The following is a 20089-nucleotide window of genomic DNA, read 5'->3' as shown; positions in this document are numbered from 1 at the left end:
CCTATTTTAAAAGCACGGGCAAATTCTTGTGGCCTCGGAAAAACACTTTTGAATCCCATTCGCCAGGCTTGTCGGGATGCAGCCGGATGTTTGGAAAAGCGGCCATAAATTTTGGGAGAAACTTTTGAAGTTCAAATCGCGAGAGCCTTGCGCCCATGCAATGGTGCAGTCCAAAGCCAAATCCAATGTGCGGATTGGGTTTCCGTGTGGGGATAAACGTTTCCGGATTCCCAAAAACAGCGGGGTCGCGGTTCGCGGAAGCAATGCCCAGCAGAACGGTTTTCCCTTTCCTTACCTGCAAACCTTCAAATTCCATGTCCGCTTTTACCTGCCGTGGAATCCAGTTGACAGGACTGACGTAGCGAATAAGCTCTTCTACGGCAATCGCGCAGCCGTCGTGCGTATCCCAGTTTATCTTTTTGTCGCGGTTTTCAATCAATGCAGCAATGCTTCTGGTAAGCAGCAAAGTGGTCGTTTCCGTAGCAGCATTCACAAGAAACTCCCAGGTCCCGATCAATGCATTGATCCTTGAACTGCCCATAATGTCCTTCATTTCAAGCAATAAGCCTTTAGTAAGCTCTTTTTCCTGCCGGGTCAGGGTTTCGCTCATGAAGCCACGAAACTCGCGTGACATTTCAGCGCATATAAGCAGATCTTTTACATTGAGTGTTTTTTCGAAAATCAATGTGATGACGTAGGAGAACTTTTGAATAAAATCATAGTCTTCACTTTTCAAACCGACGATTTTACTGAGAACCAGAAAGCTGAATTTTCTGGAAATTTCTACGAGATCAGCCTCTTCAAGATTTTTATATTCCGTTATCACGTCCTGAATTGCATCAAATGTAATCTGCTCGTAATTGGCCTCATAAAACTTTTTGTTGACCAATCTTCGATGTGCTGCGTGCTGCTCGCCGTTCATGAACAAGAGCCAGTAACGCAGGCTTTCACCAAACTCCGCAAGCACAGGATCGTTGTTGGCGATGGCTGAAACGACCTTAAATCTCTCCGTAAAATCGAAGTTTTGGAAGTTTTCAGAATCGGAAAAGATCTTTTTGACATTTTTATAATCCATCACGACCAAGTCGCCGAACAGATTTAAATGAACAGGATTGGTTTTCCGAATGTCGCCGATCAGTTCTGTGTAATTCTCGCTGACCTTGTTTTGGGAGGACCAAATTGCCGATACGGACATAGGAAATTATTTCTAAATCGTTGAGCTTGTTATTATTAAGTGAAATCAGGCTTCCTGATTTTCCAATATCCATTCGGTTGTGGCAGCGATTGTGCCCATTTCCCAAAATATAGAAGGGCTGAGTTCCATGCCGAGCCATTCTTCCAGCTCCGACGTAATGTTGACCATCAGAAGCGAATCTATGCGGAGACTTGCAATTTCAGTGTTGGCGGTAATTTCGCTGGAAGGCAATTGCGCGTGATGTGCTATACGTTCGATAATCCAATCAGAGATTTCGGTATATGTTTTGTTCATATCAGGTAAAGGAGCGTTGGCAATTTGTATTTTGTGAAAATAAGAATTTTATCTCGGCTTAAAGATATTAATGCCTGCAAATGATTGAATGGCCGTTTTTAATACACCTTAATTGTCATAGAAAACTTCACGTGCCTTCAACCGCTGGATTTTCCCGCTTGACGTTTTGGGTAATTTACCAATGCTCGTAAGCACAATTTTATGCGGCACCAGTCCAAATGCAAGTCCAATGCTGCTGACAATGCTGTTGTGGATTGCGCTAACTTCAATGTCATTCTGCGAGGCGCGACGCACTTCACTTACAATCATCAGTTCTTCACCCTGTTCCGTCTCAATAGAAAATGCGGCTGTCGCATGCGGTTGAATGTCATCATGGCACGCGCTCACGACTTCTTCAATGTCCTGCGGGAAATAATTGGTGCCGCGAATGATGATGAGCTCCTTTTTGCGACCGGTGATGAACAATTTGCCATTTGAAATAAAGCCCAAATCGCCCGTTCTGAGAAATGGTCCATTTCCACAATTTGTAAAAGCCTGGAATGTGGCCAGTGTGGCGGCAGGATTTTCCCAATAGCCGAGCGCAACACCCGCATTCTTAACCCAGATTTCGCCGATTTCACCTTCGCTTTGAATGGTTAACAGTTCAGTATCAACAATCGCGACCTCTGTAAATTCAACCGGCGGGCCGCAAGCGACAACGGTTTTCGGATTTGAGGCTGATATTTTTTGATAAACCATTGGTGTGCCGTGCAAGTGTAAACTCACCGCCAATGTGGCCTCGGCCAGGCCATAAGCCGGGACAAGGCTTTCTCGCTTAAAGCCAGTCATCTGCATTGTTTCGGTAAAGTTTTCCAAACTGGAAATTCGAATAGGCTCGGCGCCCACATATAGAACGCGTAATGAGCTGAGATCCAATGTTTCCAGTTGCTCAGGTTTTATTCTGGAAACACAATGGTCGAGCCCGAAACCCGGTCCGCCGCAAACGGCTGCTTTGTATTGGGAAATGGTTTCGAGTAATAAAATCGGTTTTGTAATGAAGAGGAGCGGAGCGATTACGTAACCGGTTCCGCCGGTGAAAATGGGTGATAAAAGCCCGTCAACAAGCCCCATATCATGATAATGCGGAAGCCACGTTACGGACGAATCCATTTCCGTGCGCCCGAAGCAATTGTTGATCGCGTTGAGGTTGGCGACAAGGTTTGGGTGACTGATCATGACGCCTTTGGGATGCCCGGTTGAGCCAGATGTGTATTGTAAATAAGCAGGTTCGTTGTCGGCAGTTGATCTTGAAATTGGGTTAATAAGATCCGCTTGTTCAAGAAGGTCGTCTGTAAAAAACCAGCTGATGTTCCGATCTTGCAATGCTTTGGAGGCAGCGTTCTGACGCTGAAAAAGCATTTTGTAGGTTTTTCTATTTGTAATGATGACAGATGCGCTGCAATCTGAAATGATGTTCAGAATTCGGTAAATCGCGGGTTCTGAATAGCCAATGGGACAAGGCACGGCAATGAGGCCGGCTTGCAGCGAGCCTAGGAAAGTTTGGATGAATGCAGCTTCGGCTGGCAACAGGATTATGGCTCTTGAACGGCTGGCATAAGCGGCTTGAAACTGCGCTGAGGCTGCCAATGTCGTTTCGAATAATGCTTTGTAAGTCAGCGTTTGTGTGAGATCGCCATCTTTTCCTACAAAACCATATGCAAGCTTGTCCGAAAATTGACCTGCATAGAATTCAAGTTTCTGAATGATATCCATGAAACCAAATATATGCAAAAAGCCGTATGACCAGGATTAATCTTGATCATACGGCTTCAAATTTATGCACGCTAATTATCTCGGACCTCTGGTTCTGTTGCGTTGTCCGTAATGGTTGCCATTACTGCTTTGTCTCCTGTAAGCTCTGTCGTTATAACGGCTTGACCTGTATCGGTCTGCATGAATCACTCTCGGACGATTTGGCTGCACAACCACCACTCTTGGAGGCGGAGGCGGCACGCGATAATATCGGCGACCATATCCGTATCCGTAGTCATAACCAGGATTGTATGATGATCTGTATGTGCAGGAAGAAATGCTTATCGCTGCAATAATCGTTACGATAACTGACAGCAGGACTCTGTTTGATCTCACGGCTTTTGTTCGTTTTGTACTAATATTAAAACGATTATTGCCAATGAATAGTGCCTTTTAGTAAGTGACTGCCCGAATCGTCAAAACGCATTTTTAAAGTTATCCACAGCGGTTTCAGCATATAAATGCATTATAATTGGCTCAAAACGCAGTAAATACAGCTTTGTTAACAAGTTATCCACAGCGTTATTGTGGATAACTTGTTAACAAACATTAGCAAACTAAGCTTCGACATCGTAAATCAAAACACGCTCCCAAAGATGCGCGCAATCTTCCACGAATTTCTTGTGCAATGGGTGAACCTGATATACATCATGTCCGGCTTCATCTGCGAAAACCAGAATTTCAGCAAAATCGTAAGTCGCATCGATAACCGGGCGACGTGTCGCTGCTGGTGGTCCAATGTAAACGGATTCGATGGATTCTATGGCTTCTAGTGACTTGATGCCTGCAAGCAATGCCTGACGCGCTTCTTCGTTGTCTTTTTCTTTTAGCCAAAAAAATACGTTGTGAACAAACATGGATAATTGTTTATGAGTTTAAAGATAAATTAAGGATTCATTTGATTGAGCGCACTTTCCGGCACATGTTCCGAAACAGGATTGACATAAGCTTTTTCCAATTTGAAAGAAAACGTCGTCCCCTTATCGAGTTTGGACATCACCGCGATTTTGGTGTCGTGGCCGTTTAGAATGTGCTTGACGATGGCCAACCCGAGTCCCGTGCCGCCAATTTCTTTGCTTCTGCTTTTGTCAATGCGGTAAAATCTTTCAAAAATACGGTTCAAGTGCTCATGCGGAATGCCCGGACCATTGTCCCGGACAGCGATTTCAATGTATTTCTTGCCCTCATTGAAATGGACAATCACTTTTCCACCCTCATTCCCGTATTTGACAGCGTTTTCTATCAAATTCAGCATCACCTGCTCCATGCGGTCCGCATCTGCCAGCACCCACACTTCCGGCATGTCATCAGGCTTGACTTTCAATGCGACATTGCGATCTTTTGCGATATTTTCCAGCCTGCTGAAAATGCTCATAACCAATGAACGAATGTCCAATGGTGCAATATTCATCTTAATGTCACCCGTTTCCATTTGCGAAAGCACAAGCAGATCTTTCACAAGGACGTCCAGACTGTCGAGGTTTTTAGCAGCTTTTATCAGAAAGCGTTCCCGCACATCTTCGTCATCCATTGCGCCGTCGAGGAGTGTGTGGATAAATCCTTGTGCGGCAAAAATGGGTGTTTTAAATTCATGCGAAACATCCGCGAGGAATTCCCGACGAAACAATTCCAGCTTTTTCAGCTCATCAATCTCTTTCTGTTTTTTTGTGACATAAACAAAAATCTCGTCGTTGATCGTTTTCAGCGGGTTGGATTCCGTGATAAGTTTTTTACGTGGGGCCAGGTTAAAATCCTTCATTTTGAGCTTGTGGATCGTCCTGTACATTTTGTTAACCTCCCTGAAAACAAGAATGTCGACAGCATACATAACCAAAAAAAATGAGGAGATAAATGCTGAAATGGCAGAAACAAAGAGCATTCCCCTCGATACACCTTCTACAAAAGCCAGAAAAGAAGTTGTAATGAGTGAAATTAGAAATGCCAGTATGAAGGCAATAAAACGCGGGCTCAGTGACATGATTTTTATTTGTAAGGCTTGTCGACAATTAGCTGTCAGCCATCTTTTTCATGCCTTAAAGTTAACATTCTGTTTTTTACAAAACCCTATCTGTCGTGTAGGCATTTGCTTTAAATCCATTCCTTAGCAATCTGAATTGATTCAGCACAAAAAAAATGGACAGCCTCTGGTTTGAGAGCTGCCCATTTTTTTTATAAAAGGTTGATTAAAAACCTCCGCGAAACTTATACGTGCTCGAAACTTTGTCAATGGCGACAATGTATGCCGCAATCCGCAACGACACTTTATATTTCAATGACGTTTCATAAACCTTATCGAAAGAATCCTTCATGATCCGGTCTGTGCGGCGGTTAATGCGTTCCAATGTCCATTTATATCCAATCCGGTTTTGCACCCATTCAAAATAAGAAACCGTTACGCCGCCTGCATTGGCAAGAATATCAGGCACAACCATGATTCCTTTTTCGTTGATAATGTCATCCGCTTTGAAAGAAGTCGGCCCGTTTGCTCCTTCCACGATCATCTTGGCTTGGATTCCTTCGACGTTTTTGCGTGTGATAACGTCTTCCTTCGCAGCAGGCACCAAAACGTCCACAGGCAATGTCAGCAAGTCATCACCTGGAATCTGCTCAGCACCCGAAAAACCCTGCAATGAACCATTATTCGCATCGCGATAAGCGACTGCAGCGGCAACGTCGATTCCTTTGTCGTTATAGTAAGCACCCGAAATGTCGCTGATTGCATGGATCGCAACACCTCGCTCGCGCAACAGCAATGCAGCGTGTGAGCCAACATTTCCAAAGCCCTGAACCACAGCCGTCGCGCGATAAGGATTAATGCGCAACTTTTCCATGCCCGCAAGTGCCGACACCATCACACCGCGGCCCGTCGCTTCCGTGCGGCCCAACGATCCGCCCAAAACTAATGGCTTGCCGGTAACAACCGCCGGAATGGTCATGCCCTTTGATTTGGAATATTCATCCATTAACCAAGCCATTTCCCTGGGTCCTGTTCCCATATCGGGCGCAGGAATATCCTGATCCGGGCCAAAAACGTCGAGAAGGGCTGTGGTGTAAGCACGCATTAAGCGTTCGATTTCGCCGGCAGACATTTCGCGCGGGTTGCAAGCAACTCCGCCTTTTGCACCGCCATACGGAATGTCAACCACTGCGCATTTCCAGGTCATCCAGGCAGCCAGGGCTCTTACTTCGTCCAGGTTCACATCCGGATCAAAACGAATGCCGCCTTTGCTCGGCCCGAGAATCGTGGAATGTATAACGCGATAGCCTTCGAAAGTCTTGATTTGTCCTGAATCCATCATAACTGGCAGACCCACAATGACTTGCTTTCGTGGGACTTTCAGGATGTGATACATTTCTTCTGATATGCCGAGGAGGTCTACGGCTTTGTCAAATCTTTGCATCATTGACTCCAAGGGATTTTCTTTATCCTTGATTGGGGCCGGTTCTATATATGACATTTTTAATTATTTAATGTGTTGATATTAAGAATGTTAATGAAACTGTTCGCTTCATCTATGCAAACATAATGGATTATATTTGATAAAAATAAAATCTATTTATTCTTGAAATAGTATAATAAATTGTTGTGCGTAGAATGTTTCAAGTGAATGCGCATCTTTAAAATTATGCTTATATAATTTACCCATCTTCCAAATTTCCTGGAAGCGATCTTGCAAAAGATGAAATCGTGAAAAACAAAAAAAGGAGGCATAATTTATGCCTCCTTTCTGTTGATGTTAAATCGATATTACGCCATTTCCATTTTACCGGAATTACGCTTGCGATCATTTTCTTCGAGATAAATCTTGCGCATACGCATACTTTGCGGCGTTACTTCAAGATATTCGTCTTTCTGAATATATTCCATAGATTCTTCCAAAGAGAAGTTGATTTTTGGAGCAATGCGAAGACCGTCATCTGTTCCGGATGCGCGCATGTTCGTTAATTTCTTGGCTTCCTGCAAGTTAACAACGATGTCATTCGGACGATTGTGTTCTCCAATCACCTGGCCACCATAAATTTCATCACCTGGTTCAACGAAGAAACGTCCGCGATCCTGCAATTTGTCAATGGTGTAACCCGTAGCAGGTCCAGTGTTTTTCGAAATAATCGATCCGCTGATACGGCCTGGAATTGGTCCACGGAACGTTCCGAATTCTTTGAAACGGTGTGTCATTACAGCTTCACCTTGCGTTGCAGTCAATACATTTGAACGCAAACCGATCAAACCTCTTGAAGGAATTTCGAATTCAAGGTGTTGCAAATCGCCTTTCGGTTCCATGATCAACAACTCACCTTTACGTTGTGTTGCCAATTCGATCACTTTTCCAGCTGTCGATTCAGGAACGTCCACAACCAATGTTTCGATTGGTTCAAGGCGTTCACCTTTTTCATCTTCTTTGAAAAGAACCTGAGGCTGACCAAGTTGCAATTCGTAACCTTCGCGACGCATTGTTTCGATCAATACAGACAAGTGAAGAATACCACGTCCGAAAACGAGGAATTTATCTTCTGTGTCCGTTGCTTCAACGCGAAGTGCAAGGTTCTTTTCAGTTTCTTTCATCAAACGGTCACGAAGGTGGCGTGATGTCACAAACTTACCTTCTTTACCGAAGAATGGTGAATTATTGATCGTGAAGAGCATGTTCATCGTTGGCTCATCCACTGCAATACGTGGAAGTGGCTCAGGATTTTCGGCATCAGCAAGTGTATCACCGATTTCGAAATCTTCAATTCCAGTCACTGCGCAGATATCGCCGGCAGTAACTTCCGTTACTTTCACACGACCCAGTCCTTCAAATATTTGTAACTCTTTAATTTTCACTTTTTTGAAAACGCCATCCGCTTTGCAAAGCATCATGTTAGCGCCTTCCTTCAACACACCGCGTTTTACACGACCGATTGCAATACGACCTACAAATGCGTTATAGTCAAGGGAAGTAATCTGCATTTGTGCATTTCCTTCGTCTATTACAGGAGCTGGAATAGACTCGATTATTGTATCCAAAAGGAATGTAATGTTATCGGTTGGCGTTTTCCAATCCGGGCCCATCCATCCTTGTTTCGAAGAACCATAAACTGTTACAAAATCCAGCTGGTCTTCCGTAGCGCCAAGGTTGAACATCAGGTCAAATACATTTTCCTGAACTTCTTCCGGGCGGCAGTTTTCTTTATCAACTTTATTAACAACCACGATTGGTTTCAAACCAAGGCCGATTGCCTTACCTAATACGAAACGGGTTTGTGGCATTGGACCTTCGAAAGCATCAACAAGCAACAAAACGCCATCCGACATTTTAAGTACGCGTTCCACTTCACCACCAAAGTCTGCGTGACCTGGTGTATCAATTACATTGATTTTTACGTCTTTGTAACGCACCGATACGTTCTTAGAAGTGATTGTGATTCCACGTTCCCTTTCAAGATCATTATTATCAAGGATTAGGTCATCAAACTCCTGGTTATCGCGAAATAACTTTGAAGCGTGAATGATTTTGTCAACCAATGTAGTTTTACCGTGGTCAACGTGCGCAATGATTGCGATGTTACGAATGGCTTGCATTGTTTTATATATCAATTGTTTACGACTTTCGTTCGGCGGCTTAAAACCGGCAGATCACCGTTATGCTTTTAGTTTGACTGTTTTTTTGTCAAATAGGGTGCAAATGTACGGACTTTTTCTGCTGAAAGACAGTATTTTACAATTAATTTATTGTTGCCAGCGGAAATAGGCGCTTTGCACTGAGAGAAGTGCAAAATGTTATTTTATTTATTGGATGGTTACAATTGACGTTTTCGGGCAACATTGCACATAAACAAGAAAAGAGGCGCCAAGCCTGGCGCCTCTTTATCGAACTTCACACACTTATAATGAACGACGGAGTTTATTTTCTTTTGAGAACAATCTGATCAACCCCTTCTACTTCGAGAACAATGGAGTCGCAAGTGTTGGTCAAGGATGCAAAAGAATAAATTCTGCTTCCTTTATCTTTAAATATGCCTGAGATTTTGAGCGAATCTCCTTTGGCAGTCCAACTAAGTGGAGACTCATTTTGGTTTCCAAAAAGCAATCCATCTGTATCTTCAAGTAAGCCCATGTCTAAGAACGAAACGTGTTGCTTTATTTTTGGATTAGACTTATAACTTCCTATCCACGTTCCAATGATATTTTTGTTGAAAGCAGGAGCAACGCAATGTTCGATTTTACTCATGTCGCAGGACGAAAGGACAAGTATTATAACGCAAAATATTTGAATCTGCTTTACCATAGTATTACAAATTACTTGTGTGGGCTCAGTGAATTTGTGACCTTTAATGAGGGTTTATCAAGGCCAAACCCACTTTCAAAAATGTGTTTGGCCAAAATTAACTTATTCACCTGCTATTTATTTACCATAATCTTGTATGCAGTTTCCGATCCGTTCGTGTTTGTTAAACGCACCACGTATATGCCGTTACGGAAATTCCGGACATTTACATTGGACGAGGGCTTGCCAGAAGAGCGGTAAACCACTTCTCCGTCAGATCCGAATATTTTAACATTGGCTATCTTGCTCCAATCTGCGGCCTTGATAGTCAACTCTTCTGAGACAGGATTTGGATATATGCTTGTTGCAACATTTTCAAGCTTTACACTCCGAACCCTGCTATATGCACTGGTTCCGTCCTTATCTATCATATGCAATCGATAAAAGTTGTTGCCCTCAAACGGCTCACTGTCAACGGCTAGATACTCAGCTATTGAATTACTCTCTCCTCGTGCAGCGACTGTCTGAATTGTTTTCCATTCTTTTCCATTCGCACTGCGCTGAACATCAAAACGTTCGCTATTTGTCTCGGCTGTTGTTGCCCAGGTCAAATTAACCATAGAGCCCTCATTACTCAGGTCAAAAGACGTTAAGTTTACTGGAAGGCTTTGATTAACTGGGAATGTTTGGAAGATTCTCCTGATAACCGAGCCGTCCAGGTTAGCCCAGAATGAAGTAAGCGCGCCCTGCAACTCAGAAATATCAAAAGGGCGAACAGTTATTGTGTTTGAAGCAGGCACAGCACCAGAAAACTTGATTGTAACGGTTCCCAACATACAGCCAGTGCCGGCAGGAATATCACTTTGATCCTCATCCCGAAGAAGGTTGATACTGAAACTATTTTTATCTGGTACTACGTTTCCCGGCGCTGGGAACGATACCCCTCCTAGCGATGTAAACGTCGGATTTCTGACAATTGAAGCAGTCGTGATTGTCACGCCGACAGGTACATTAACATCGGCACGAATATTCATTCCCTGCCAGTTACTCTCATCAGGGTTAGCAGTATTGTAACCCTGGCCTTGGAACACCCATAAGTCAAATTTATAGGTTAATCCATCCGGAGACATAGACGTATTTTGAAATTGGAGGTCAATTGTCTGTGCTCTGAGCATGTTTGCGAATAAAATGAGTGCAAACAGCAACGATGTTCTTTTAAAAATCAAATTCATATTAATAGTGTTATTGGTTGTTTTAATTAGATAAGTATTTGGTTATGCTTGAATAATAGCCTGCTTTAAAGTTGTTATTGAAAATGGTTACATCTGCGCTATCAAGAAAACCATCCAAATTCAAGTCAGTATTATGATATGTCTTGTTTAAGCTTGCTTTAAAGGCGTTCTTGAAGGAGGGAACATCACCCGAATCGATAAAGTAGTCCGAGTTAGCGTCAGCAGCAATCATACACCATACGCCATTTTTCAAAATCATTTGTGGCTTTGGCACAACTTGATAAGCCTTGGACAAATCCGCAGAAAAATCATAATTAACAGTTCCAGCATTGAAGGAAACCAAGCCAAGTCCAAGGACACCCAAGTGGTTCCTATGCTTGACCGCTATTCGAACGCCTCCAAATTGTGGGTTAAACTTAGGAGCCAGTCCATCGACATCTAAGACTGTTCCGTCTGTTCGAAGCAAGAGGCTTTTGGATTCCAGAATGATTGATGGATTCTGCATACTACGAATCTCCACCTTCACCCAATCGACAATTTGGTTCTCATTAAATGTGCCATTAATATCAGGATAAGATATGCCGCCACCATAAGGATCTTGTGTAGGGAGCAGACCGAAAGTGAAAGGGCCAGTTGGATAAACTTGCAAATCATTCCGCATGGTTGCTACGCCGTTTTTTTGCGTCGTTGGACCTTGGAGGAAGACTTTCAGATTAAGTGAAACTTTGCCAGAAGGGCAATTCGTAATGTTTACTAATACATTTGAATCGTGAGCTGAGCCATAGCAGTCATTTACAGCATCGTAAAAGTATGCATAGTACGTGCCAGGTATTGAAACTTTCGTTGGATCGGGCACTGGGGAACCGCTGTGCGTCAGATTGTCAAACCAGACTATTGTTTTTTGAGCTCCATTTGTTACGAGACTATTTAAATTTGCCGTTTGAGCTGGGCAGACATTGCTCAGAATATGATCTGAAAGCTGGACAACGCCGATCGAACTGCATGGCATTTCACAAGCCGCCCCTGTTACCGTCACTTTCGCAGTGGATAGATTAGTATTAAAGCAGTTTGCAACAGCATCGTAAATGAAACCATAGTAAGTGCCTTGACCTACTGCAGTTGGATTTGGGACAGCGTTAGTATGTGCTGCATCAAAAAACCATTTGTAAGACGTTCCTAATGGGGCGCTTGAATTGATTGCTGATGCTAAATTGATTGTTGCTGGGCAATCCGCAGTAAATGAAGAGCGACGTAGAGAGACTTGTGACGAACCAGCGTTACATGCGACAATAGGGCACGGTGCAATTGAAACAGTCACCTTGGCAGTGGAAGAAGTTGCACTATATTTGTTTGTTAGTGTATTCAAAAAGAATGCGTAGTAAACGCCGGCCCCTACTTTGCCGGGGTTTGGTACCATATTATTTGCAGTTGGAAATAAAGAGCTTGTATGCCAGACTAAAGCATGACTTCCAGGAGGTAGAGAACCAGTAAAGGCGCTCCATAGATCAGCTGTTGTTGCTGGACAAACATTTGTTAATGTCGGCGTGACAGTTGGCTGGCAGGAGTAGCTAACATCTACTATTGCGGTAGAATTATCTGTGTTATAACAATCGTAAGCGATGTCTCTAAAAAATGCGTAATATTTTCCAAAACTTACTGCACCTGGATTTGTCACTAATGTACCAGGTAAATGATTTGAACTCGTATACCACTGGACAAAGATGCTTCCAGATTGGGGGGAGCTAATGAGTGCCTTTGTAAGGTCTGCTGTTGTAGAGGGACATACAATGTCAATGCTTTTTTGTTTTAAAATAACCTGAGAGCTCCCTGCTGGGCATAAATCTTCAATCGCACCATTCTCTAAGTCAATATTTACAAAGGCACCGTTTTCTTGCAAAACTTTGTTTTTAAAAGTAATATTTAGTTCATCGTCCATTGCCGTGAACACAAATTCCCTTTGAATCCAGACATTTTTTACGGGAATTTGTACGTTGTCTGTTGTGATCGAACCAAATTCAATTGATAAATCAGCTGCGTAGTCTGATATACCCAACTCTGTCTCTGCTTTTGCGGTCATTACAGCATATCTCAGCTTGTACTGATGACCTGGAACCAAACCAGTTGCCGTGGCACCGGCTGCGCTTTCGTAATTTGCCCTCGAATATAGAGTCATAAAAGAGGTGAAACCAGACGGAGTTGATGGAACTGGATTAATCCATGGATATGCACCGCCAGCTTTCTGAGCATCTGAAAACCACACATCAGAAGACCAGCCAGGCACATTACAGGCCAACTTGCAGGGTGCGAAGTTGCCAGTCACCGGGAAAGATTGTCCATTGACAAAGGCTTTGCAAAAGAGCATTAGCACAATAAATATCACGCAAATTTTTTTCATCATCTTATCATGTTTAGTGTGTCAGGTTTGTAGCCTGGAAAAATTTAGATTGGTCATATATCAATTTATAAGGAGGTAAATGTTAGGCTGCAATGCTTCTTGGCCGGCGCTTTCATTCACTGGAATGAGCGCGGCAATCGGGTGGGTTTTCTTCATGTGTGTGTCTTCATAATGGAGTGATGATTAAGTGTTGAAAATTGAAACAATGATCCGTGGTGACGAATCGAGGCTTGAAATTGGAGGCAATCTTTGAGATATGAGAATGCGTTGAGCGAAGGGTGGGTGCGGCTGAATTAACGGTCAAATTTCCGCTATTTGCTTGATGATCAATGCTTAGTATTTCTAGGGGATGTTGGCTAGCTGGCAAATTATTGTTTGCGGTTAGCAGAAATTACTTTTGGCGGTTTGACCCTTCCCAATAAAACTAAAATTTAGTCCATTCGTCTTTTCGTGTAGAATTTGTTCGTTTTTGCCGGGTCGTTTTCCCTTTTAAAAGATGGTCGCCGCCGTTAAATAACTTGTTTGCTGTCTTCTTTTAAAAAGCCAGTAATTCAATTTTATTCTTGTTTTCGACTCCCATGGTGTATAGAATCTGCTTTTTGGTCTGTCTGTTTCCTGGCATTATTAAGGCTCAGTTTGTCTTCCAAAACCTGCGGTCTCATGATGGGCTTAGCAGCAAGGTGATCAGATGTCTATATAAGGATAGTGATGGTTTCCTTTGGATTGGGACCGCCAGAGGACTTAATCGATATGATGGTGCGATTGTAAAGCAATATAGAAGCGAAGCGGGGGCGAAAGATCTTTATATAAACGCAATCAAGCCTCTTGGAGAAAACGAAATTATCATAGGAGCGAGAGAGGGATTAAGGATCTTTAATAAGCAAGCGGGAACGTTCAGATCTGATCCGAGATTTGGAGCTCTTGAAAACCAGGAAATTATTCATATCAAATCTGACCCGTACAATAGGCTGTGGATATTGACTAAGTCAAAGGTCTACATATTTACACAAGGCACACTGATTTCTGCTGAGGGAGAAATCCCGGAAGCCAAAATTTTGCAAAACGGCGAATATGGTCTTTCCGTGTTAGTCTGGGATGATAAGCGCAAAGGATTTTGGCTTGGAGGTGTGAAAACTTATTTTATTGATTGCGAAAACAAAGCAGTTTATCACAAATTAAATAACCCCTTTAAGTATCCAATTCTTGAAAGTATCAATGTATTTTCAGTTGCTATTGATAAGAATTCGAATGTATGGTATGGATGCAACAGCAACAAATCGCTCAACTACTGGGATCATGAAACCAACCAAATCAAATCATATTTCGAAATGGCTGGAAAGAAAACGGAGGGGTGTAATTTTCTTTTTATCGACACAAAAGACAGGTTGTGGATCTCCACCTGGTCGTTCGCAGCGTACATAAAGGAGCCGAATGAAGAGATAAAAAAGATACCGTATAGCCAAAACCGTAGTTACTCAATAGGTTATGGTTTTTTTCTTGACCTTATCGAAGATCAACAGGGGAATCTGTGGTTGGGAACAATCAATGGAATTAGTAAAGTCCAGGCAAATGCGCCCATAAGCGCAATATATCAACTTCCAAGTTTTGAATATTTCCTGCAGACCGGGTTCGCGCACGCCAATTCTATTGTCATCGACGACGGCAAAATTATGGCTTCCAAGGAAGAGGGGATGGTTTTGTATGATATGAATAAGAGGACTTACAAGCGATACTTTGTGACTGATGGCCCGGATTTGGGTAAAAATAGATTTTTGATGTCTGTAAAATCACGCGATACTTGGTGGTGTGCGAGTGCCGATGGAGTTTTTCGTCTCAATGAAAATTCAGGTACATTACAGAAATTCAAGAAGGTTAAATACAATTCAGGCAAAAAGTATGTCGACTTTATTTTCTTGGATAAAGCGGAGCATATTTGGTTTCAAATAAGAGGCGATGCGATTTACCGCTACAATCCTGAAACAGATAAATGTGACCGGTTTGACGGCACAGACGCAGACTACGGAACATTTAAATTCGCTGACAGCCAAAGTTTTCTGGTCTGTCAAAATGGAGATATTCTATTTGCAACTTATGGCATCGGCTTTATAAAATTTGACGCAATCACTCAGCAGTTTTCCACGATCAAAGTGAGTAATGCTGGTAAATTTCTGGCCTACGGTTTGGCAGAAGACAATACAAGAAATATTTGGGCGGTTGTCGCTGGCAGAGGTGTTTTTAAATTTAATGCGCAGCATAAACTCATTGATAGCCTCAATTCCAGCAATGGATTTTTATACGATCAAGCGAGCAGCATCGCAATTGATAACTTAGGCAAGATTTGGGTTGGTGGAGATGAGGGGCTTATGTTTATCGATCCCGTATCGAAGTTGGTCACAAAGGTTGAAATAGATCTTGGGCAAAATTTGCAAGACTTTTGGAATGATATCTATGTCGCTAATCGGCGGGTCTATGCAGTGATGCTGGATCATGTTCTGGTATTTGATCCGTCCAAATTTGCATCTCTAAAAGTAAAAAGTGCTCCTCATATTACTTCGGTAAAGATTTTTGGAAATGAGAAAGATGATTTCGGTAAATACCCGATACTAAACTTGCAGCCGGATGAAGATTATCTGACCTTTCAATATGCCTCTCTTGATCATCGGGATGTTCCTTCATTAAAATACAGTTATCTCCTCGAAGGATTTGACAACAAGTGGATCAATGCTGGGCGTTCATTGGTTGCGTCCTACAAAAATCTTCCGTGGGGCGAGTATACATTTAAGGTGAGGAGCACAGATGAGCATGGAAGGTGGATGAAAGAAGCGGGAAAGTTGAGTTTTTTTATTCAACCGCCATGGTGGCAAACTTCCTGGTTTCTCATTTGCGCTACAATAATGGCGATTTTGCTTGCGGTAATTATTTATCAGATGAAGTTGCGGCGCCAGCGAAAGTTGCAAGCGGAAGTTTGTATAGATTATTTTGCCAATTCAGTTTATGGCGAAAATTCAGTTGACGAAATATGCTGGGATATTGCCCGGAATTGCATTTCACTGCTTCAATTTACAGATTGTGTCGTTTACCTTTTAGATGCTAAAAAGAATGCACTGGTTCTTAAAGCAGCGTATGGTGTAAAGAATCCAAAAGGAACGGAAATAGTGAATTCCATTGAAATTCCGGTGGGAACAGGCATCGTGGGAGCAGTTGCAGCCACGGGAAGGCCGTTTCTGATTTCAGATACGTCACAAGATCCAAGATATGTTGTAGATGAAGTGAGGCGTTTTTCAGAACTTTCTGTTCCAATTTTGCATGATGGCAAAGTGATCGGGGTGGTTGACTCGGAGCATCCGGACAAAAACTATTTCAAGGAAGAGCATTTAAGGGCATTGTCTATCATTACAACGATCAGCGCTGGGAAAATCGCTGAGGCATTGGCGAGAGCCGCTACGAAAGAAAAAGAATTTGAGCTTCTAGAAATTAACAAAATACTTGCCGAGAGCCAACTTATGGCGCTGCGGGCTCAAATGAACCCCCATTTTGTTTTCAATTGTCTTAATAGCATTCAAGAGTGTATCGTGACAGAGAAATTTGGCGAGGCGAGCAAGTATCTCAACCTGTTCTCCAAACTGTTTCGCACTGTGCTTAATAACTCCGGGAGGAAGCTTGTTACAATGGAAGAGGAGCGAGATGTGCTCGAACTCTATCTCAAATTAGAAGAAATGCGTTTTGAAAGGAGCTTCACGTATGAGGTCATTACGGACGAAGATTTGGAGGATGAAGAGATTTTGATTCCTTCTATGTTGGTTCAGCCTTATGTTGAAAATGCGATTTGGCACGGATTACTACATTCAAAGTCCGAAAGGAAGCTTCTAGTTGAATTCAAAAGAATCAATGAGGAAATATTCCAATGCAGAATAGATGACAATGGCATTGGAAGAAAGAAGTCGTTTGATATAAAAGGATTGAACAGTAAAAGCCGGCACCACAAATCCATGGGCCTTCAGATCTCAGAAGAGCGGCTTAATGTCATACGGCGCCAAGGTTATCATGCAATGGTCAATTTTATTGATAAAGAATATCCGAACGGCGACGCCGCTGGGACGACCGTTGTGGTTGAACTATCGACTTTTTTGAAATAAAATATTAACCCACTAAACAAACCTGACAAGATGTTAATTATTTATTCAATTTTCGATAACGCCTACATGCATATAGCAATGATTGTCGGCGTGTCTGGTGTAATGTTGTTTGTTCTATTTCTTGTTTGGTCATACGTTGCTGCTAGTCGCAAAGCCAGCAAAATAAAAGAAATTCTGGATTTTGGAATTGAATCGGAAGCCACTGTGCTAGCAACCATTTCGATTCGGAACCAGCGAAAAAGGTCAATCGTCAACTTAAGAGTTCAGGTAGAGCCTTTATCTGGCAGAAATTATGTTACTGACATAGAAGCGTTCCGTTATGAGAAAGACAAGTCATTTAGATCAGGAGATAAAATTTTGGTAAAGTATTTGTTAGCTAAGCCAAAGGATCTCGTTTTAGTGAAAGTTATAAAACAGTATTAATCATTTTTGTGCATTTAAGGCTGTCGAGAAATCATTGTCAATATCGAATGTTGTTGACAATCAATGTCTTGGAGCCTCCCTCGGTTTCTACTTTAAGCAGGAATGATCCAGCATAAGGCAGCTTTATAGTTTGCTCGTTAAGTGGGTTTGTTTGTTTCAGAATGATACGACCCGATTTGTCAGATAGGAGCATTGAGGTTGCCTTAGTCGGAATTCTTACTTTTAGAACGCCATCCGTTGCCGGATTGGGATAAGCCAATAAATAATTTGCATTTTCTTTTTCAGGGATAACCCGGACGATACGGCTGAGTGTAAACTTGCCGTCAAAATCCATCTGTTTAAGCCTGTAATAACTGGTTGTCTGCAAATCTGTATCCACGAATTGGTAAACTTTTGTATTTGAAGACTCCGCGGCACCATCAACCCGACCAATTGGCGCAAACGTCTTTGCATCGGTTGATTTTTGAATTTCAAAGCCTGCATTGTTGGTTTCCTCTGATGTTTTCCATTCCAATTCCGCTTGACCCGAAGCTGTCAGGATAGCTTTGAAGCTGATCAGGACCACTGGTAAGACCGACATTTCCGTAGATGCTCGCAAGTTGCCGAGGATCCAACTCACGCTAACTCCACCGGCCGAACTGGTATTTGATGCTGCGTATATACCACAGGGTGAAATCTTTTGCGCAGAGAGAATTTGACATGAGGACAAAAATATTATAAGGGTGACCAGCTTGGTTTTCATATCATTTAGTTAGAGTCGGTTGATAATTTTTGTTGCAATTGATCCAATTTTGCTTCTATCATTTTGATAGCATCGTTAGTCTTCTCCGTTTCAAACTGCATTTTTTGATTGCTAGATTTTAACAGATCATTTGCCTTTTGCAATTCTTTTACCGCTTCAATCAAATGAGGAACCAACCCAATGTAGTTGACGGACTTGAAGCCTTTATCATCCGTCTTGACCAGTTCAGGAAAAAGCGTTTCGACCTCCTGCGCTATCAAACCGGTCTGGATCGTCTGATCTTTCAATGTGTCTTTCCAAAAATAATTGTAGCCTTGAAGTGCACTAAGCTTGCTGAGACTTTCAGAGAGTGAAGTGAAGTTTCGTTTCAAGCGGCGGTCGGACGTTTGAATGAGTGCTCCGCCCAAATAGCCATTGCCTTGACTATTGACCCAAAAGCGCCATTGACTGTTTAAGTAGAAACCGATTTGCTGATCGTTCATCATACCAACAAACCCTTGGGGTTTGTGCTCCGAATTATCCAAATAAAATCCGGCGGTAGACCCGTTATGTTTAATACGAGCGCGTCCGCCCACATCAAGCACAAATCCTGGCTCGGTAGCATTGTTACCAATTCCTATGTTACCGTTTCTCAGTACCGTTAAAGCGTTAGATCTGTTATCTTCACTTCCGTTTCCAATTTGAAAAAGTCTGTCCGTCGGTTGCTCAAAAGAAAAGGGACTATCTGTTATGTTGTTGTAAATTCCGATAGAGAACCCATGCAATGCTTTTGAGATAACTCGAAACCCCATTGAAAAGGAAGCGCCACCAGAAGATTCGGATTCATAACCGTGGGCAAGTGAGAATGCACCGATTGCCTTTGTTTTACCTCCCAGTGCAACACTCCCAAGTCCCTTAGCTGTTGTTGAGGTTCCACTGGCAAATGAGCTGACACCTATATTAATCTCATTCCATTCATCGTTAATGACTTCACCCACTCGAAATGCTGCCTTGCGGGGATACCAAATTAATTTGGGTCCCTTTGGGCCTAGATCGGTCATAATGGGGCTCTGATTAAGGGCACCAGATTGTATAACGGGATATTGTTGCACCCATTGACTTGCCTCCTTTGCGTGGAGGGAATATGGAACGCTCAACAATTGAGTTGCTCCCAAATCAACAAAGTTACTGCCGCCTTCTGTATCGATTTCTAATTGAAGAAAGTAATCTTGTGCGATCCAAGCAATTTGTTGAAATGATCCGTTTAAGATTGAGCCTGCTCCAATGTCTAGATTAAATATTCCGTTATTGTCAGTCAGCGCTTCATGCGTTTCACTATACACATTTTGACCTGCTGCATTACCCTGACGAATAGTAGCGCGAAGCGTTATGTTCTTTTTGAAGAGGATCTTCCCAGCCGCATCTCGCGCGACGCCCTGGAAACTGAATTGTTGAGGGGCTTGGGCCAATAATGTTGTCACGCAAAATAGCAGCAGACCAAGAACGAGAGATTGTTTCATTTAAACGACATAGTGTTGGTGAGTACTTTTCAGGAAAGTAACTGTATTCCGATGTGTTTGTACTAATCCAATTATTTTCAGGACGCTATCGATGAATAAACGGTGCTAAGCAGCATTTACAAAGGCGGATTCTG

Annotated in this window: 15 protein-coding genes; 2 read left to right on the top strand and 13 right to left on the bottom strand. The window is 42.6% G+C overall.

Translation table 11 applies throughout. The annotated features are described in order from the left end of the window. Window position 1 precedes the first annotated feature (1 nt). From LZG73_RS22685 to LZG73_RS22635, 11 genes are all read right to left on the bottom strand, one after another. A complete protein-coding gene (locus LZG73_RS22685; RefSeq protein ID WP_233854802.1) occupies window positions 2-1195 on the bottom strand; it encodes a cytochrome P450 in 1194 nt (397 codons plus the stop codon). A gap of 45 nt (window positions 1196-1240) precedes the next feature. Further along, window positions 1241-1489: an acyl carrier protein gene (locus LZG73_RS22680; RefSeq protein ID WP_233854800.1), complete on the bottom strand. Its 249-nt coding sequence runs from the start codon at window positions 1487-1489 to the stop codon at window positions 1241-1243. A 108-nt stretch (window positions 1490-1597) separates the two neighbouring features. Continuing rightward, the gene (locus tag LZG73_RS22675) at window positions 1598-3241 is read right to left on the bottom strand and encodes a fatty acyl-AMP ligase (RefSeq protein ID WP_233854798.1); all 1644 of its coding nucleotides are present in this window, start codon (window positions 3239-3241) and stop codon (window positions 1598-1600) included. 75 nt (window positions 3242-3316) lie between these two features. After that, the gene (locus tag LZG73_RS22670; RefSeq protein WP_233854796.1) at window positions 3317-3616 is read right to left on the bottom strand and encodes a hypothetical protein; all 300 of its coding nucleotides are present in this window, start codon (window positions 3614-3616) and stop codon (window positions 3317-3319) included. A 221-nt stretch (window positions 3617-3837) separates the two neighbouring features. Beyond that, complete coding sequence (locus tag LZG73_RS22665; RefSeq protein ID WP_233854794.1) at window positions 3838-4137, bottom strand: Dabb family protein; 300 nt, start codon at window positions 4135-4137, stop codon at window positions 3838-3840. 29 nt (window positions 4138-4166) lie between these two features. Then, a complete protein-coding gene (locus LZG73_RS22660) occupies window positions 4167-5258 on the bottom strand; it encodes a cell wall metabolism sensor histidine kinase WalK (protein ID WP_233854792.1) in 1092 nt (363 codons plus the stop codon). A gap of 205 nt (window positions 5259-5463) precedes the next feature. Further along, window positions 5464-6738, bottom strand: a complete 1275-nt coding sequence (locus tag LZG73_RS22655; protein ID WP_233854790.1) for a Glu/Leu/Phe/Val dehydrogenase — start codon at window positions 6736-6738, stop codon at window positions 5464-5466. Between the two features lie 290 nt (window positions 6739-7028). Beyond that, window positions 7029-8843 carry a translational GTPase TypA gene (gene typA / locus LZG73_RS22650; protein ID WP_233854788.1) on the bottom strand — a complete coding sequence of 605 codons (1815 nt, stop codon included), beginning with the start codon at window positions 8841-8843 and terminating at the stop codon, window positions 7029-7031. Window positions 8844-9165: 322 nt separating this feature from the next. Beyond that, window positions 9166-9492: a hypothetical protein gene (locus tag LZG73_RS22645; protein ID WP_233854786.1), complete on the bottom strand. Its 327-nt coding sequence runs from the start codon at window positions 9490-9492 to the stop codon at window positions 9166-9168. 170 nt (window positions 9493-9662) lie between these two features. Then, a complete protein-coding gene (locus LZG73_RS22640) occupies window positions 9663-10760 on the bottom strand; it encodes a T9SS type A sorting domain-containing protein (protein WP_233854784.1) in 1098 nt (365 codons plus the stop codon). Between the two features lie 22 nt (window positions 10761-10782). Beyond that, on the bottom strand, window positions 10783-13158 hold the full coding sequence (locus LZG73_RS22635) for a hypothetical protein (RefSeq protein WP_233854782.1): 2376 nt from the start codon (window positions 13156-13158) through the stop codon (window positions 10783-10785). Between the two features lie 575 nt (window positions 13159-13733). Here LZG73_RS22635 and LZG73_RS22630 point away from each other — a divergent pair. Both LZG73_RS22630 and LZG73_RS22625 read left to right on the top strand, forming a co-directional pair. Continuing rightward, window positions 13734-17291, top strand: a complete 3558-nt coding sequence (locus LZG73_RS22630; protein WP_409014353.1) for a histidine kinase — start codon at window positions 13734-13736, stop codon at window positions 17289-17291. Window positions 17292-17321: 30 nt separating this feature from the next. After that, window positions 17322-17714 (top strand): hypothetical protein, encoded by a 393-nt coding sequence (locus LZG73_RS22625; RefSeq protein WP_233854778.1) that lies wholly within the window; start codon window positions 17322-17324, stop codon window positions 17712-17714. Window positions 17715-17751: 37 nt separating this feature from the next. Here the strand turns inward: LZG73_RS22625 and LZG73_RS22620 are convergent, their stop codons facing one another. Beyond that, complete coding sequence (locus LZG73_RS22620; protein WP_233854776.1) at window positions 17752-18294, bottom strand: T9SS type A sorting domain-containing protein; 543 nt, start codon at window positions 18292-18294, stop codon at window positions 17752-17754. Window positions 18295-18461: 167 nt separating this feature from the next. Then, a complete protein-coding gene (locus tag LZG73_RS22615; protein WP_233854775.1) occupies window positions 18462-19955 on the bottom strand; it encodes a tail fiber domain-containing protein in 1494 nt (497 codons plus the stop codon). Between the last annotated feature and the right edge of the window lie 134 nt (window positions 19956-20089).

This window comes from Dyadobacter sp. CY326 (assembly GCF_021390515.1).
Lineage (GTDB): Bacteria > Bacteroidota > Bacteroidia > Cytophagales > Spirosomataceae > Dyadobacter.
Note: the sequence above shows the minus strand (reverse complement) of the source record. Positions and strands in the feature narration are given on the sequence as shown.

Excerpts from the sequence above, each read along its gene's own strand:
- LZG73_RS22680 (WP_233854800.1), bottom strand. The coding sequence starts at position 1,489 with ATGAACAAAACATATACCGAAATCTCTGATTGGATTATCGAACGTATA.
- typA (WP_233854788.1), bottom strand. The coding sequence starts at position 8,843 with ATGCAAGCCATTCGTAACATCGCAATCATTGCGCACGTTGACCACGGT.
- LZG73_RS22675 (WP_233854798.1), bottom strand. The coding sequence starts at position 3,241 with ATGGATATCATTCAGAAACTTGAATTCTATGCAGGTCAATTTTCGGAC.
- LZG73_RS22635 (WP_233854782.1), bottom strand. The coding sequence starts at position 13,158 with ATGATGAAAAAAATTTGCGTGATATTTATTGTGCTAATGCTCTTTTGC.
- LZG73_RS22645 (WP_233854786.1), bottom strand. The coding sequence starts at position 9,492 with ATGAGTAAAATCGAACATTGCGTTGCTCCTGCTTTCAACAAAAATATC.
- LZG73_RS22685 (WP_233854802.1), bottom strand. The coding sequence starts at position 1,195 with ATGTCCGTATCGGCAATTTGGTCCTCCCAAAACAAGGTCAGCGAGAAT.
- LZG73_RS22615 (WP_233854775.1), bottom strand. The coding sequence starts at position 19,955 with ATGAAACAATCTCTCGTTCTTGGTCTGCTGCTATTTTGCGTGACAACA.
- LZG73_RS22660 (WP_233854792.1), bottom strand. The coding sequence starts at position 5,258 with ATGTCACTGAGCCCGCGTTTTATTGCCTTCATACTGGCATTTCTAATT.
- LZG73_RS22630 (WP_409014353.1), top strand. The coding sequence starts at position 13,734 with ATGGTGTATAGAATCTGCTTTTTGGTCTGTCTGTTTCCTGGCATTATT.
- LZG73_RS22625 (WP_233854778.1), top strand. The coding sequence starts at position 17,322 with ATGTTAATTATTTATTCAATTTTCGATAACGCCTACATGCATATAGCA.
- LZG73_RS22665 (WP_233854794.1), bottom strand. The coding sequence starts at position 4,137 with ATGTTTGTTCACAACGTATTTTTTTGGCTAAAAGAAAAAGACAACGAA.
- LZG73_RS22620 (WP_233854776.1), bottom strand. The coding sequence starts at position 18,294 with ATGTCGGTCTTACCAGTGGTCCTGATCAGCTTCAAAGCTATCCTGACA.
- LZG73_RS22640 (WP_233854784.1), bottom strand. The coding sequence starts at position 10,760 with ATGAATTTGATTTTTAAAAGAACATCGTTGCTGTTTGCACTCATTTTA.
- LZG73_RS22655 (WP_233854790.1), bottom strand. The coding sequence starts at position 6,738 with ATGTCATATATAGAACCGGCCCCAATCAAGGATAAAGAAAATCCCTTG.